This window comes from Cupriavidus sp. KK10, assembly GCF_018223725.1.
In the GTDB taxonomy this organism is placed as follows: domain Bacteria; phylum Pseudomonadota; class Gammaproteobacteria; order Burkholderiales; family Burkholderiaceae; genus Cupriavidus; species Cupriavidus necator.
In genome coordinates this window covers 1,163,909-1,177,428 of record NZ_CP073678.1, presented here as the reverse complement: position 1 = coordinate 1,177,428, position 13,520 = coordinate 1,163,909, and the positions used below count along the sequence as shown (strand labels likewise).

Annotated in this window: 12 protein-coding genes and 1 pseudogene; 4 read left to right on the top strand and 9 right to left on the bottom strand. The window is 63.5% G+C overall.

Going from position 1 to position 13,520, the window contains the following annotated elements; translation table 11 throughout:
• Positions 1 to 260: 260 nt before the first annotated feature.
• Complete coding sequence (locus KB879_RS36865) at positions 261 to 1,193, bottom strand: LysR family transcriptional regulator (RefSeq protein ID WP_211982826.1); 933 nt, start codon at positions 1,191 to 1,193, stop codon at positions 261 to 263.
• Positions 1,194 to 1,290: 97 nt separating this feature from the next.
• On the opposite strand from KB879_RS36865, the gene KB879_RS36860 reads away from it, so the two are divergent.
• From KB879_RS36860 to KB879_RS36845, 4 genes are read left to right on the top strand one after another with little or no spacing between them, the layout of a single operon-like run.
• Entirely contained in the window at positions 1,291 to 2,523 is a 1,233-nt protein-coding gene (locus tag KB879_RS36860; RefSeq protein ID WP_211982824.1) for an FAD-dependent monooxygenase, read from the top strand.
• Between the two features lie 21 nt (positions 2,524 to 2,544).
• Positions 2,545 to 3,276 (top strand): class II aldolase/adducin family protein, encoded by a 732-nt coding sequence (locus KB879_RS36855; protein ID WP_153956225.1) that lies wholly within the window; start codon positions 2,545 to 2,547, stop codon positions 3,274 to 3,276.
• A gap of 35 nt (positions 3,277 to 3,311) precedes the next feature.
• Positions 3,312 to 4,229, top strand: a complete 918-nt coding sequence (locus KB879_RS36850; protein ID WP_211982822.1) for a glyoxylate/hydroxypyruvate reductase A — start codon at positions 3,312 to 3,314, stop codon at positions 4,227 to 4,229.
• 38 nt (positions 4,230 to 4,267) lie between these two features.
• Entirely contained in the window at positions 4,268 to 5,248 is a 981-nt protein-coding gene (locus tag KB879_RS36845) for a tripartite tricarboxylate transporter substrate binding protein (protein WP_211982820.1), read from the top strand.
• Between the two features lie 347 nt (positions 5,249 to 5,595).
• On the opposite strand, the pseudogene KB879_RS36840 reads toward KB879_RS36845, so the two are convergent.
• From KB879_RS36840 to KB879_RS36800, 8 genes and pseudogenes are all read right to left on the bottom strand, one after another.
• Positions 5,596 to 6,221, bottom strand: a pseudogene (locus KB879_RS36840) (transposase).
• 241 nt (positions 6,222 to 6,462) lie between these two features.
• On the bottom strand, positions 6,463 to 7,287 hold the full coding sequence (locus tag KB879_RS36835; protein WP_153956228.1) for an IclR family transcriptional regulator: 825 nt from the start codon (positions 7,285 to 7,287) through the stop codon (positions 6,463 to 6,465).
• 59 nt (positions 7,288 to 7,346) lie between these two features.
• Positions 7,347 to 7,703, bottom strand: coding sequence for a tripartite tricarboxylate transporter substrate-binding protein (locus KB879_RS40300; protein WP_256449346.1), 357 nt, complete (start codon positions 7,701 to 7,703; stop codon positions 7,347 to 7,349).
• A 167-nt stretch (positions 7,704 to 7,870) separates the two neighbouring features.
• Positions 7,871 to 8,314 (bottom strand): Bug family tripartite tricarboxylate transporter substrate binding protein, encoded by a 444-nt coding sequence (locus KB879_RS39910; RefSeq protein ID WP_371827435.1) that lies wholly within the window; start codon positions 8,312 to 8,314, stop codon positions 7,871 to 7,873.
• Between the two features lie 34 nt (positions 8,315 to 8,348).
• Complete coding sequence (locus KB879_RS36815; RefSeq protein WP_153956230.1) at positions 8,349 to 9,683, bottom strand: MmgE/PrpD family protein; 1,335 nt, start codon at positions 9,681 to 9,683, stop codon at positions 8,349 to 8,351.
• Between the two features lie 30 nt (positions 9,684 to 9,713).
• Positions 9,714 to 10,529 (bottom strand): alpha/beta fold hydrolase, encoded by an 816-nt coding sequence (locus tag KB879_RS36810; RefSeq protein ID WP_249221399.1) that lies wholly within the window; start codon positions 10,527 to 10,529, stop codon positions 9,714 to 9,716.
• Between the two features lie 39 nt (positions 10,530 to 10,568).
• Positions 10,569 to 12,671: an acetate--CoA ligase family protein gene (locus KB879_RS36805; protein ID WP_211982814.1), complete on the bottom strand. Its 2,103-nt coding sequence runs from the start codon at positions 12,669 to 12,671 to the stop codon at positions 10,569 to 10,571.
• A gap of 4 nt (positions 12,672 to 12,675) precedes the next feature.
• Positions 12,676 to 13,470, bottom strand: coding sequence for an enoyl-CoA hydratase/isomerase family protein (locus KB879_RS36800; protein ID WP_153956232.1), 795 nt, complete (start codon positions 13,468 to 13,470; stop codon positions 12,676 to 12,678).
• Between the last annotated feature and the right edge of the window lie 50 nt (positions 13,471 to 13,520).

The following is a 13,520-nucleotide window of genomic DNA, read 5'->3' as shown; positions in this document are numbered from 1 at the left end:
GCCGGAAGCGGTCGAGCGCCATTCAGGGTGCGCGCACGATACCTGCCGATCGATGCCTTCCTTGAAGGATTCGAGATCTCCGAGCAGACCGAGATCTGAGGCCGTCGGCGGCGGCGCCCCGGCATCGCGCTGAGGTGACCGTCTCGAGGGCGGCTATGTGGCGCACGGTCGAACTCGCAGGCCCGGCCATGAGCAGTCGTCTGACAGCTTGGTGAATACAGTCGAACTCGCCAGGGCGTTCACCCAGAAGGTCAGCCGAATTACGCGCCCACCTGCTTGGCGAGCTCTTGAAAGTGCGCCCCGAGCGCATCGACGAGGGCGGAAACGAGCGCCGTCTTGAGCCGTCCTTTCATGCTCACCGCGAAGAATTCGACCGGCACCACTGGCTCTACGAGTGTGTGCACCGTCACGTTGTAGCGTGCGCACGCAGGCACCACGAATCCGGGTAGGGCGGCCATTCCGTGGCCCGCCTCTACCATCGAGATCATGGCCTGGATGTTCTGGAGTGCGGCGGTCCGTCGCGGGGTGATTTCGAGGGCGCGAAGCTGCGTGTCCACGAGCTTCTGGATCGGGTTGTTATTCGGGAGCACGATGAGCTCCTGGTCGTCCAGGGCCGACCACTTCACCTTGCGCCCCGTTTCGAATCCGCGCCCGCGTGTCCTGGAATCCTTCGCCTTGGCCCTGACCAGCACCATGTCGAAACGGGCGAGCAACTGCCGGTCGATGCCCGTGGCCGGCCGGAAGAAAGCACCAAGACCGACGTCAAGTTCTCCCGCTTCGATCCCCAACAGGATCTCGCGTCGGTCGAGGTCGCTGATCGAGACGCGGACTGCGGGGTGCGTCTCATGGAACGCCTGCAACCACAGGGGAATCACGCTCGATGCAATCAGCGGCGTCGCCGCAAGGGAGATTCGTTGCTCCGCTTCCGCAGAAAGTCGCCCGACGTTGGATGTGGCGGCTTCCCAGTCCGCCATCATGCGGCGCGCGGTCGGCAGCAGTGATTCGCCTGCAGGCGTGAGTCGCACGCTCCGCGTCGTGCGATCGAACAGCCTTGCGCCGACCTGCGCCTCGAGGTCCTTGAGCATGAGGCTTAGGCCTGCCTGCGTCACGAAGATTTCCTCCGCCGCGCGCGTGAAGCTTCCTAGCCGGGCGATGGCCAGAAACGCCTGCAGTTGCCGAGTGCTGACGTTCATTTCGTTTACTAATGAATTGATTTGATAGTTTAACTTCCAAAATCTTTGTGCGTGCGATGAAATTGACCTCCATCAACCCGCAAAAGGAGCATCCAACATGACGCCGCCCCTCCAAAGAATCCTCATTGCCGGTGCCGGCATTGGTGGTCTGTGCTGCGCACTCGCGCTGATCCAGCGCGGCTTCCGCGTCACCGTCCTGGAGCAGGCGCCGCAGCTCGGCGAAGTCGGGGCCGGATTCCAAGTCAGCGCCAACGGCGTCCGTTGCCTGGCCGACCTGGGCTTGGCATCGGAGCTGAAGGACATCGCCACCGAGGCGGGCGGCAAGCAGGTGCGCCTGTGGAGTACCGGCCAGACATGGAAGCTGTTCGATCTCGGTGCCGAGTCGGTGCGCAAGTACGGCTTCCCCTACTACATGATCTACCGGCCGGACCTGCATGGTCTGATGGAATGTCACGTGAGACGGTTGCAACCGGACGCGATCCGGCTGGGCGCGAAGGTGGTCGGCGTCGAACAGAACGACGTCGGTGTCGAGGTGGAGCTCGAAGGCGGCGAGCGGATTCACGGTGACATCCTCATCGGCGCCGATGGCGTGCACTCGCGCGTGCGCCGCGCCCTGTTCGGAGCGGGCGACGCGCAGTTCACCGGCTGTGTCGCCTGGCGCGGTCTCATTCCGCGCGAGAAGATTCCGCGCCATCTTCAGGCTAACGTTGGTACCAACTGGATCGGTCCCGGTGCGCACGTCATCCACTACCCGCTTCGCAATGGCGAACTCATGAACTTCGTGGGCATCGTCGAGCGCACGGACTGGCAGGTCGAGTCCTGGACGGAACGCGGCAGCATCGAGGAATGCCTGAAGGACTTCGAGCGCTGGCACAACGACGTGCAGGCGTTGATCCAGGGGATCCAGCAGCCGTACAAGTGGGCGCTTCTCAGCCGGCAGCCCATGGACCGATGGACCGTCGGCCGTTCCACTCTCCTGGGCGACGCCTGCCATCCCACGCTGCCCTTCCTTGCACAAGGCGCGGTGATGGCTCTGGAGGACGGCATCGTGCTTGCACGCTGCCTGGCGGCGAACGCCGAACACCCGGAAGCGGCCCTGGCCCGGTACGAGGCCCTGCGGCTGGAACGCACCTCGCGCATCGTGCTGGGCTCGGCGGCGAACGCGACGCGCTTCCACAACCCGCTGCTGGCGGACCCGGTGGAGGCCAGCCGCTACGTGGACGCCGAGTGGAGCGAGCAGCATGTACGCGAGCGCTACGAATGGCTGTTCAGCTACGACGCCACCGCGGTCGACGTGTCCGTCGGTCACCCCACTGCGACGCAGACCTAAGAACCCAGTCAGGACCTCAAGATGAAACAGACCCAACCCTTGCACGACCTCCTGCACGACCTGGTGCACGCCTTCCAGATCCTGGCCATGGATGGACAAGGCAGTGGCGTCTCCGGACACCTCACAGCGCGCTTGCCCGGTGCGCGTACGTTCTGGAGCATTCCGTACGGATACGGATTCGAGGAGGCGACGGCGGATGCATTGATCGAGTCCGACTTCGACCTGCGCACCGTGACCGGGACGTTGCCATGCAACCCGACTCTCAATATCCACACCGAGATCTACAATGCGCGCCCTGAGGTGTGCTGCATTCTGCACACGCATTCCGAAGCTTCCCTGGCCCTGGGCGTGATCGGCAGCAACCTCGAGCCGGTGACGCAGAGCGGCGCGCTGTTCTACGAGGACATCGTGCTGTTCGACGAGTTCGAGGGCATTGTCCTCGACAAGAAGGAGGGCGCCAGCATCGCATCCCGGCTGGGCCCGAACCGGGCGATCCTGCTGCGCAACCACGGGTCCGTGGTCGTGGGCAATTCGATTGCCGACGCCACGATCGCCGCGACCGTCCTCGAATTCGCCGCGCGGGTGCAACTGAAAGCCATGTCCGCAGGCACGCCCAAGTTGTTGCCGACCGCCGAAGCGCGGCAGACCAAGTCCTTCCTGCAGCGCCCCGACGTCGTCGATCTGCGGTGGCAACTGCTGGTGCGACAGGCGCGCAGGCACAACCCGAACTTCTCGTACGAGCGAACCGTTTGAAGAGCATGCAATCCCCTTCTCCCCCCAAAGTCCTGATGCTGCTGACGTCGGACTTCGTCAAGAGCCGCTACGAAGCACTCCGCTCCCGCGCCCCGGGCCTGCACGTGATCACCGACATCGAAGGCGCCTCTGATCCCGACGTCACTGCGCTGTTCGCCTTTAAGCTGCCTGCCGGCATCGCACCGCGCCTTCCCAACCTGCGCCTGGCAGCCTCGGTGGGCGCCGGTGCGGACGGCATCCTCTCGGCCCCGGACCTGCCGCCCCATGTGAAGGTCACGCGCGCCGTCGAACCGGGCCTCGGGTTCAGCATGGCGCAGTTCGTGAGCCTGCAGATCCTGCGGCACTTCCGCTCGCTGCCGGCGATGGAGCGACAGCACGCGGCGGGTGAATGGAAGCGGATGGCCGTCCTCGACGCCAGCCAGCTCACCGTTGGCATCATGGGGCTCGGTTCCATCGGCTCCGTCGTCGCCGACGCACTTTTGGCCCTCGGATTCAGGGTCATCGCGTGGACGCGCACGTCGGCGCGAAAAGCGCGCGTTCCCGTCTTCGTCGGCGAGAGCCAGAAGGACGACTTCCTCGCGCAATCGAACTACCTCGTCTGCCTACTGCCTTTCACGGCGGAGACGAAGGGCACCCTGGACCACGCCAGCCTGCGCAAGTTGCCCAAGGACAGCTTCGTGGTGAACGTGGCGCGCGGCGGCATCGTCGTGGAGGACGACCTGCTAGCCCTCGTCGACGAGGGACATCTCGCCGGCGCGGCGCTCGACGTGTTCGCGTCGGAGCCGCTGCCCGCCAGCAGCCCCTTCTGGCACCACGAGCGGATCCTGGTCACGCCCCACGTCGCCGCGCAGCCGACGGTCGGCCCCGTCGTGGAGCAGTTCCTGGAGAACCTGCAGCGCCTCGCGCAGGGCCAGCCTTTGCTCAACCAGGTCGACAGAAGCGTCGGTTACTAGCCGGCGCTCATCCCACACCCAATTCAGGAGACAAAGAAGTGAAGATCATCGAAAAGCTGCTTGCCTGCGGCGCACTCGCCGTCGCAGCCACCGTCGTGCCCACAGCGGGCATGTCCGCGGATGCTTACCCCTCCAAGCCAATCAAGCTGGTCCTGCCGTTCGCGGCCGGGGGCCAGTCCGATGTCGTCGCCCGCATCGCTGCGGAGCGCCTTACGTCCGCCCTGGGCCAACCGCTGGTTGTCGAGAACGTCGGAGGCGCCGGCGGCATGATCGCGGCCTCCAAGGTGGCGCGATCGCCCGCGGACGGCTACACCCTCTTTCTCCCGAATGCCAGCACGTTGACCATCGCGCCCCACCTGCAACCGGGCTCCGGCGTCACGCCCTCGTCGTTCGCGCCGATCGCCACCGTGAGCCAGTTTCCGCTGGTGCTGGTCGTGAACAGCAACTCTCCCTACAAGTCGCTGGCGGATGTGATCGCAGCGGCCAAGAGCAAGCCTGGCAAGCTGAGCTTCGCCTCGCCGGGCGTCGGCACGACGCCGCATCTTGCCGGTGAAACCTTCAGCCAGGAAGCAGGCATCACGATCACCACCGTGCCCTACAAGGGCGGCGCGCCCGCGCTCAACGACCTGCTCGCCGGCCAGGTCGATCTCTACTTCGAGGCACCTGCGACGATCGTTCCGCAGATCCAGGCGGGCAAGCTGCGCGCACTGGCTGTCACGGGCAAAAAGCGCATGGCGGCGCTTCCCAACGTGCCCACGGTTGCGGAGCAAGGCTTCCCCAAGCTCACCCTGGAGAGTTGGGCTGCACTCGTCGCCCCGAAGGGGACGCCCCCAGCCATCATCGAGCGTCTGCGCACTGAAATCGAGAAGGTGGTGAAGAGCCAGGACTTCACGCGCAAGCTGGAGGAGCGGGGATTCGAGCCGCTCTCCACGAGCCCGGCAGAACTCGCACGCATGATCAATGAGGAGAGCGTGCGCTGGGGGCAGATCATCAAGGAACGTCGCATCACGGTGAATTGATCGCTGCCTTTGCAAGGCAAGCGCGCATGGCCCATGGATGACATCAAATATCAAAGCGGCTCCGGCAACGAGTTCGCGAGCGAGGCCGCGCCCGGAGCGCAACGAGATGCCTCTGCCTTACTCACCGTGCGATCGTTCGTGCTTCACTGCCGTGCATGCGAGCGTGGTTCGAGCCCGTCGGTCGCTCGACCTGCGGCCCTCGCACACTCAAGGGCAACGCTGAACAAGCCTCTGAATTGACGCTTGGCCGGTTGATGAAAGGGTATTTCGCTGTGGAAGCGACTGTTATTCGCGTCTTCCTGCCCTTGCGGGCTATAAAAGCGGGCGATTTGCCCGCTTTTGGCCCATTACGGGCGCACCTGTGCCATCAGCCGCGTTCGGCACAGGTACACATTAGCCAGCGCCAGCGCGACGAAGGCGCGATTGGCGTTCTTCGCCAGGCCGCGATAGCGCACCTTCGTGAAGCCCCACAACCGCTTCACAATACCGAATACGTGCTCAACCCGTGCCCGGATTTTCGACTTGTTGCGATTCTTCCTGCGCGCCACTTCGTCGACCTGGTCGGCACGACGCGTGCGCTTGTTGGTAAAGTCGCGAGCCTTTGGCGCCTTGCTGTTAATCAGCTCCTTCTGGCTCGCATAGGCGCTGTCGCCATAGACCCGTTGCTCCCGACCATGCAGCAGTTGTGGCAGCGGATGCTTGTCATGCACGTTGGCCGCTGTGACGACGGCGCTATGGGCCAGGCCGCTCTGGCTATCTACGCCAATGTGTGGATCCGCAGCATGCGCTCAAGGCCGATCGGCGGACGGCCGTTGCCGCGTTTCGGGTAGTACGGCTCGACCACCGCGCACAGATCGACCCAAGGCACGATCGTATTCATCGTTTCGAGAAACTCTTCACGCCTCGTGCGTTTGCGGCGTGCCTCGAATCCCGCGCCCTGATCGGCCGCCACTGCCAGCGTCATCTGCTTCATCGCCTGGTTCTGCCTTTCCCGTCGAATGTCCCGTCTATAACGCTTAGCGTCCGTCAGCGGTGGACTTATTCAGCTTTGCCCAAGCAAATCTATGCAGCCGGAGGCAGCTATCGGCCAACAACGGTCAACCGAAAGTCAGCCAGAAGATGTCCGGGTTCGTTCCGATTCCCGCCATTCAGTGGCCCCGCACGTGAATACGGCACGTGACCCAAAAAAAACGTCCATTCCGTAGGCGGCTTGCTCAAGAGCCCCCGGATATCTCACTTTCCAGCCGTCGCATCCGCGCCTGTATCGTCGCCGCAAGTTCCATCAGTGGCTCTGCCAAAGCAGCCTCGACAGCCCCGGCATCCTCTTGGGTCGATACACTCACATTTAAGGCATGGACTTCATAGCCGCCGATGTGTAATGGCGTCGCCATCGCAATGACCTGAGGCTGCCATGAAGCAACACAGTAGCCCTTTTCTCGCACCGAAAGGACTGCGACCTCGATTTCCCGACGCAAGCTCCGCCAGCCGCGGCCCTGGTGTTTTTCAGCGAGAGCCAACAACATCGCGCTGAACGCGTCAGGTGCAAGCGTCGCAAGGTAGGCACGGCCCAGCGACGTCAATGCCATCGGGATACGCTGCCCGCTCACCACCGTTCGTAACGACTGTCGCCGGTTGTAGCGAAACGACTCGAGATAGACCATCTCATCCCCGTCGGGCGCCGCCAGGCCGACGTTAATCTTGTGGCGCATTGCGACCTCAACCATCATTGGCGCTGCGACTTTGAGGACCTGCGAGCTGTCTCGCATGGCGTGTGCCATGCTGAGCACCGGCACAGCAAGGCGATATGCTCGAAACTGCGGAATGTATTCGAGCATACCTGTCTCAATCAACGACTGCGTCAGCCGGCTGACGGTCGACCGGGACAAACCGGTGCGCTCCGCAATCTCACTGTTGCCTAGCATTGAGGAACCGGCGCGGAAGGCGCGCAGTACGGCAATGCCACGTTCGAGCGAGCGATTCGGCGTTGCCTTGCCCTGACCTGGTTTTATCCGTTCAATGCTGAGAATGCTGTTTGACATAAAAGCTTCCAAGGCTCGTCAGACCGTCCGGACGGTAGCTGGCATGACTCCTGGGAATGCTACTCGATGCGGATCTCCTTGTCCTTCACCACCTGCTTCCACCGGCCGGCCTCTTGCTCGGCGACCGCGCGTAGGTCCTGAGGTGAGCCGATTACTCCCACCACGCCTTCGCGCGCCAGCCGGTCACGAAATGCACCGGAGGCTAACGCTTGCACGATAGCCCGATGCAGCGCAGTGACGACATCGGGCGGCGTCCCCTTTGGCGAGAAGACACCGTACCAAACCTCGGCACTGTAGCCTTTGACAGCAGCCTCCGCCACCGCAGGAACATCGGGAAAAATTGGGGAACGCGTGGACGAAGTTACTGCGCGTGCTCGCACTCGACCGTCGCGGATTAATGTTGCAGCGCTAGCCATCGTCGCGAACGCAACATCAATATGGCCGGCCAACAGATCGGAAAATGGGGCGCAGAGCCACCGTATAGCACGTGCACAAGCCGGATGCCTGCCATGGATTGGAAATAGTCGGCTGCCAAGTGGACGGACGTGCCGTTGCCCGCAGCTTCCCCGGATTCGCTTTGGCTTCACGCAACAAGTCCGCTGCCGATCGGATCTTCTGTCGTTGCGCACCAGCACCCCGTTCGGCGCCCGGCCGAGAGCGCGACAGGTTCGAAGGCCTGGATGCCACCGCACGGGAGCTTGATGCCGATGCTGGCAACGATGGAAAACGCACTGGTGGTGAGCAACAGCGTATGGCCATCCGACGGACTCTTACTCACCACGTCGCTGCCCATGATCGAACCGGCTCCCGGCTTGTTCTCAACGATAAAAGGCTTGCCGAGGCTACGCGAAAGTTCATCGCCCAGCGAGCGTGCTATCACATCAGTGCCACCGCCGGCCGGAAACGGAACAATCACGCGAACCGGTCGCGCTGGATACGATTCCGCACGCGCTCCTATGGACAAAACAGACAATGCGGCAACTAGTACGACGTGTAGCAAGCTGCCTAATGGGTTGATCCTTTGCATGATACTGGTGTAGTCGAGAAAAATGCCGGGCCCTTCACGCAAAGAGTTCGCAGATACTTTCGGATTCTACATGCCAAATACGCCCTGCCAGCCGACGTGCGGCTTCAACGCCCACAATCGGGGACGCCAGTTCCATCAGCTTGCCGTCGAGATCCGCGTCCGACAACGGATCCTCGGGATCGCCCTTCCGATTTTGCTGAAGGTAGTCGGCTTTGGCGCCGTCCAAGGTTTCGATCTCCACCCTGGCTGCGCGCTTGCCAGGAAACCATTCATCGATTTCCGGATCGACCACGATTGTCATGCAATCCATTAGCCGGCGCGTCTCATCGTCCCGCAGCCGCTCCGGTGTGTAGGCCGGCAGGCGTACGCTGCCATGTACCAGTGCGGTAGCGACGATGTACTTGAGGCTGAACTTGGCCTCGTTCTCCGTCTGGGGATCGAGGTAACAGGCGATCTCCAATGCAGGACGGTAGGTAGCAACGTGAATGTGCCGGATCTGCGAGGTGTCAATGCCAAGCTTCGCTTTCAGGGCGAGTGCGCCGTCAATTGCCGCAAAGGTGTGGCCACAGCCGATATGGTTCTTGAAGGTTAGTCGGCAGATATGGAAATCCGTGCCCAGTGTCGCGGCCAACGCGCCCCATTCCGGGCCGTCAGACATGGCACGGCCAAGTCCCGTCTCGCCGTCAAGCACATCCAGCGAACCCGTGATACCGGCAACGGCAGCACGGGCAGCCAGCACGCCTCCCTCTGCCGCGCGGCCCACGTGCAGAGGCTTGGACATCGAGTCCATGCGGAATGCCTGCTGCAGTCCGGCGGCGAAGGTTGCCGCGGTTGCCAGCGCGTGCGCAAGCTGCTCCTCGGTCGCGCCATAGATAAACGCGGCCGCTGCCGCCGCGCCGAAGGTACCAACGGTAGCGGTGCTATGCCAGTAGCGATAATGCGCGCGGCCCAGTACGACGCCAATGCGGGTCGACACTTCATAGCCAACCACGATACCCTTCAGCAGCAGCTCACCGGCGGCGCCTACGTCCTGCGCGGCAGCGATCGCGGCGGCAATGGTCGGAGCACCGGGGTGATACATCGCGTCGCGAAAGCTGTCGTCGATTTCGGCAGCGTGAGCGGCGGCGCCATTGAGCAACGCCGCAACGCGCGCCGTGACATGTTGCCCCCCAGGCAGCGTGGCGTTGCCCCGGCCGAACTCCTCTTCCAGCGCACCTCGAAGTCGCTGTACCGCCTCCGCGTCAAGGCCCGGGAACAGTGCTGCATGCCAGTCGATCAGCGCGCGCTTCGCATGGTGAAGTACCTCGACGGGTAGCGGTCCAGCTTTTACGGTGCTGAAGAATGGCCCAAAAGCCTCTGTTGCGTACATGGATTCTCCTTTCTGCCGGCCCTGGCCGGCTTATGTCAATGTCTGAGCGCGCTGCCGCAGCCACGCGTTCAGCATCGTGTTGACTTGTTGGTGGGCCTCGTATTGCACCCAATGCCCGGCGTGCGGAACTAAGTGGACGCTGACTGGGTGAGTTCCTGCTGGCGCCCCTTCGCGAGCGTTACGGGCGACTTCAGCGAGCGATTCAGGTGACATGGTCACGTCCTTCTCGCCCCAGATCATCAGTATTGGTCCGGCAAAGCGGGCAAGGGCGTCCTGCAACCCACCGGCACGCGAAATCGGCTTGCTGCGGAAGCGCGTCGCACGGCAAGCCTCGGTATGGATAGTCACGGCTTCGCCATCAATCTCCGCTGGTTCGGCAATCATGAATGCCGCCAAGTTGTGGCGCATTGCATTGGCCAGTGCCGCAGGGCTTTCACAACGGCGCCAGTCGACGAGCGCCTGTGTCATGCGTCGTGGCCCGCCATGGCCAGCCGGCCCGATCAGCGCCAGACGATCGACGGTCACCTGAACCAGGCCCGCATGGGTTGCTAGGTGCGCCGCCACCAGCGCCCCAAACGAGAAGCCCACCAGGTCGACGCAATCTAGCTGCAACTGAGCCAGCGAGCGGGCCAGGACATCGACGAAGCCAGACAAATCCGAGCATGGTGCGGGCGCAGCCTCGCCAAAACCCGGCATGTCGGGCACCAGTAGCCGGCGTGTCCGGGAAAGCGGTTCGATATTGCGCGCCCAATGCTGCCAGTTTCCGTGACCGCCGTGGAGCATGACGGTAGTCGGTCCGGCCCCAAAGCTTCGCCAGACGACCTCGCAGCCGTCCACAGAAGTCACCAGCGCACTCTCCCGCTCACCGCGCATGCCGTTGCCTCTTTAGCGATTGCCGCCGTCGGTCAGTATCGCCACGCCGTCGGCGGCCACAACGCCCTGCCCTTCCGGTAGCACGAACACAGGATTGATCTCGGCCTCAATCAGCCTGTCGCCAAGCGTTGCGACCATCCGCGAGAAGGCGACAATGGCGTCGGCCAGCGCATCCACGTCCGCCTTGGGCCTGCCGCGGTAGCCCTGCAGCAGGGGAGCCGTCTTCAGCCGCTGGATCATTTCCAGTGCCGCCTGGCGCGTCAGACCGTGGCCGGTAGGCAACAGCCGCAGCGTGGTATCACTGAACAGTTCCGCGGTAACCCCACCCATGCCAAGGAGGATGGCGGTACCAAGCGCATCCCGGTGCATGCCGAGAATCACCTCCACTCCGCCCTTGACCATCTCCTGCACCAGGTAACGCTGAGGCACGATTCCCGTGGCGGACTGTACGTCCGAAGCCATCTTTGCGAGCCGTCCTGCCACTTCCGCGGGCGAAACATTGACGGCCACGCCGCCGACATCGCTCTTGTGCGTGATCTCGGCCGATAACACCTTTAGCACGACATTGCCGCAGAAGCCCTCCGCGGCCGCCCGCGCCTGATCGCCGTTGGTCACGACAACCTCCTTCGTAACCGGCATATCAAAGCCGGCGAACAGCGTCTTTGCCGCGGCTTCGTCAAGCGGGCCGGTACCGAAGGTGTGCAGATCCGGCAGCGGCAGCGAGGAAGTCCCCACTTCTTCGTCCGCCCCAATTTCGCTCGCGCGGAGCATCGCATCGAATGCTACCGTGCATGCCTCTGGCGCTGAGAATGCCGGCACGCCACGCCGACTGAGCAGCGATGCGACTTCCGGCGCATGCGGGCTGACATATGCAATCACCGGTTTGTCGCTGTCTGGCAGACAGTCACGGATTGCATTGGCCATCAGGTCCGGCATTGCCAGGCTTGACGAACCCACGATCACCGATACCGCGTCATAGCTCGGGCTTTCCAGCAGGATCCAGATTGCGGCACGCAGCAGGTCGGGCTGCAGCCCAGCCAGGGTCACATCGATCGGGTTGCGGTCGAGCGCTGCATGGTCCCCCTTCTGCAATGCCCGCAGCTTCGCCGCGGTCTCTTCGTCCGGTGCCGGCGTCTCGAAGCCGGCCACACCCAGGCTGTCAGAGACCAGCGTCCCCGCGCCGCCGGTCGAGGTCAGGATGGCGATGCGCTTGCCGCGCAGCTTGCGGCCCGTAGCCAGTGCCGCAGGCATGTCGAGCAAGTCGGAGAAGGTTTGCGCGCGGATCACGCCGACTTGCTCGAACAGAGCGTCGTACATACGGTCGGCGCCGGCCAGTGCACCTGTGTGGGAGACCGCGGCGCGTGCCCCGCTTTCGGAGCGGCCAATTTTGAACGCCACCACCGGCTTGCCGGCGCGCGCCGCCTTCAGCGCGGCGCGGCGGAACGTGTCAGGGTTGCGCACGCTCTCGACATAGAGCGCGATCACGCGGGTGGCCTCGTCGTCGGCCAGATAGTCGATAAAATCGGCCAGGTCCAGGTCGACTTCATTGCTGGTGGAAATCAGCTTGCTCAGGCCGATACCCCGCGCCGCGGCGCGTGACAGTAGGGCGCCGAGGATACCGCCGCTCTGCGATACCACGCCAATGCTGCCAGACGGGAACTGGTCCATCTCCAGCGCGCCGCTGGCCGACAACGGAATATTGTCGGTCAGGTTGACCAGCCCGATGGTGTTCGGCCCCAGCAGGCGCATGCTGCCGGCTGCTTCAATCAGCTCGGCCTGGCGCCGAGCGCCCTCCGCGCCGGTCTCGGTATAGCCGCTGGCCAGCACGATGGCAGCTCCTGCACCGCGAGCAGCCAGGTCGCGCACCGCCAGGTGGGCACGCTCGGCGCCCAGCAGCACGATGCCGACATCCGGCACTTCCGGCAGCGAGGCGATGTCGGGATAGCAACGCAGGCCGTCGATCGATTCGACCTTGGGGTTGACCGGGTAGATCGCCCCGCTGAAGCCGTGCTTGCGCAAGTAGGACACCGGACGGCCGGCGGTTTTAGTGGGATCAGCGGAAGCCCCGATCACGGCGACACTGCGCGGCGTGACAAGTCGTTGGATGGCGTTCATGGTGTCAGACCTTGCTGGCGGCTTTATTAAGGAAAGCCAGCACGGACTCACGATGCTCGGTGCTGGTGTAACAGATCCCCTGCGCCTGACTGCCTTGCGCAAATACCTGGTCGGCGGGAAGTTCGAAGGACTGATTCATGATGCTCTTGCCCAGCGCGATGGCGGTGGCCGAGCCCTGGCTCAGCTCTGCCGCCCACGCCAGCGCATCGCCGATCAGCGTGTCGGGCTTGCTCAGGCGGTCGGCAATGCCCAACGCCTTGGCTTCCTCCGCCTCGACTTTTCGACCCGTGAAGAGCAGCTCCTTGGCAGTCGACAAGCCTACGCGGCGCGGCAGGAAATACATGCCGCCGCCATCCGGGATCAGCCCGCGGTTGATATACGACCATGAGAACGACGCCGATTCGGAGGCCACGACGAAATCGCAGCATAGCGCCGTATCGGCACCCAGGCCCGCCGCGGCGCCATTGACCGCCGCAATCGTGGGCTTCGGCATGGTATGCAGCAACTTTACAGTGTGGTGCACCCGCTGTTGGCGGCTCCACCCGTTAAAGCCAACTTCACCCTGCGGCGCTTCCATACGGCGCTGCATCCCGGCCACGTCGCCGCCCGCGCAGAAACCCTTGCCGTTGCCGGTGAGCACCAGTGCGCGGATTGCCTTGTCAGCCGCGACGCGCTCCAGTGCATCGATGAATTCCGTACGCATGTCATCACTCATGGCATTGCGCTTGTCCGGGCGGTTGAAGGCGAGCAGCGCGATGCCCGATTCGATCTTCAGTTCGATCAGGGAATAGTTGTCCATAGCTTGATTCGGTTCTGTGTCTGCGATGCGTTCTGTAGTCATGGCCGCGC

Excerpts from the sequence above, each read along its gene's own strand:
- KB879_RS36865 (WP_211982826.1), bottom strand. The coding sequence starts at position 1,193 with ATGAACGTCAGCACTCGGCAACTGCAGGCGTTTCTGGCCATCGCCCGG.
- KB879_RS36860 (WP_211982824.1), top strand. The coding sequence starts at position 1,291 with ATGACGCCGCCCCTCCAAAGAATCCTCATTGCCGGTGCCGGCATTGGT.
- KB879_RS36855 (WP_153956225.1), top strand. The coding sequence starts at position 2,545 with ATGAAACAGACCCAACCCTTGCACGACCTCCTGCACGACCTGGTGCAC.
- KB879_RS36850 (WP_211982822.1), top strand. The coding sequence starts at position 3,312 with ATGCTGCTGACGTCGGACTTCGTCAAGAGCCGCTACGAAGCACTCCGC.
- KB879_RS36835 (WP_153956228.1), bottom strand. The coding sequence starts at position 7,287 with ATGTCAAACAGCATTCTCAGCATTGAACGGATAAAACCAGGTCAGGGC.
- KB879_RS40300 (WP_256449346.1), bottom strand. The coding sequence starts at position 7,703 with ATGGCTAGCGCTGCAACATTAATCCGCGACGGTCGAGTGCGAGCACGC.
- KB879_RS39910 (WP_371827435.1), bottom strand. The coding sequence starts at position 8,314 with ATGCAAAGGATCAACCCATTAGGCAGCTTGCTACACGTCGTACTAGTT.
- KB879_RS36815 (WP_153956230.1), bottom strand. The coding sequence starts at position 9,683 with ATGTACGCAACAGAGGCTTTTGGGCCATTCTTCAGCACCGTAAAAGCT.
- KB879_RS36805 (WP_211982814.1), bottom strand. The coding sequence starts at position 12,671 with ATGAACGCCATCCAACGACTTGTCACGCCGCGCAGTGTCGCCGTGATC.
- KB879_RS36800 (WP_153956232.1), bottom strand. The coding sequence starts at position 13,470 with ATGGACAACTATTCCCTGATCGAACTGAAGATCGAATCGGGCATCGCG.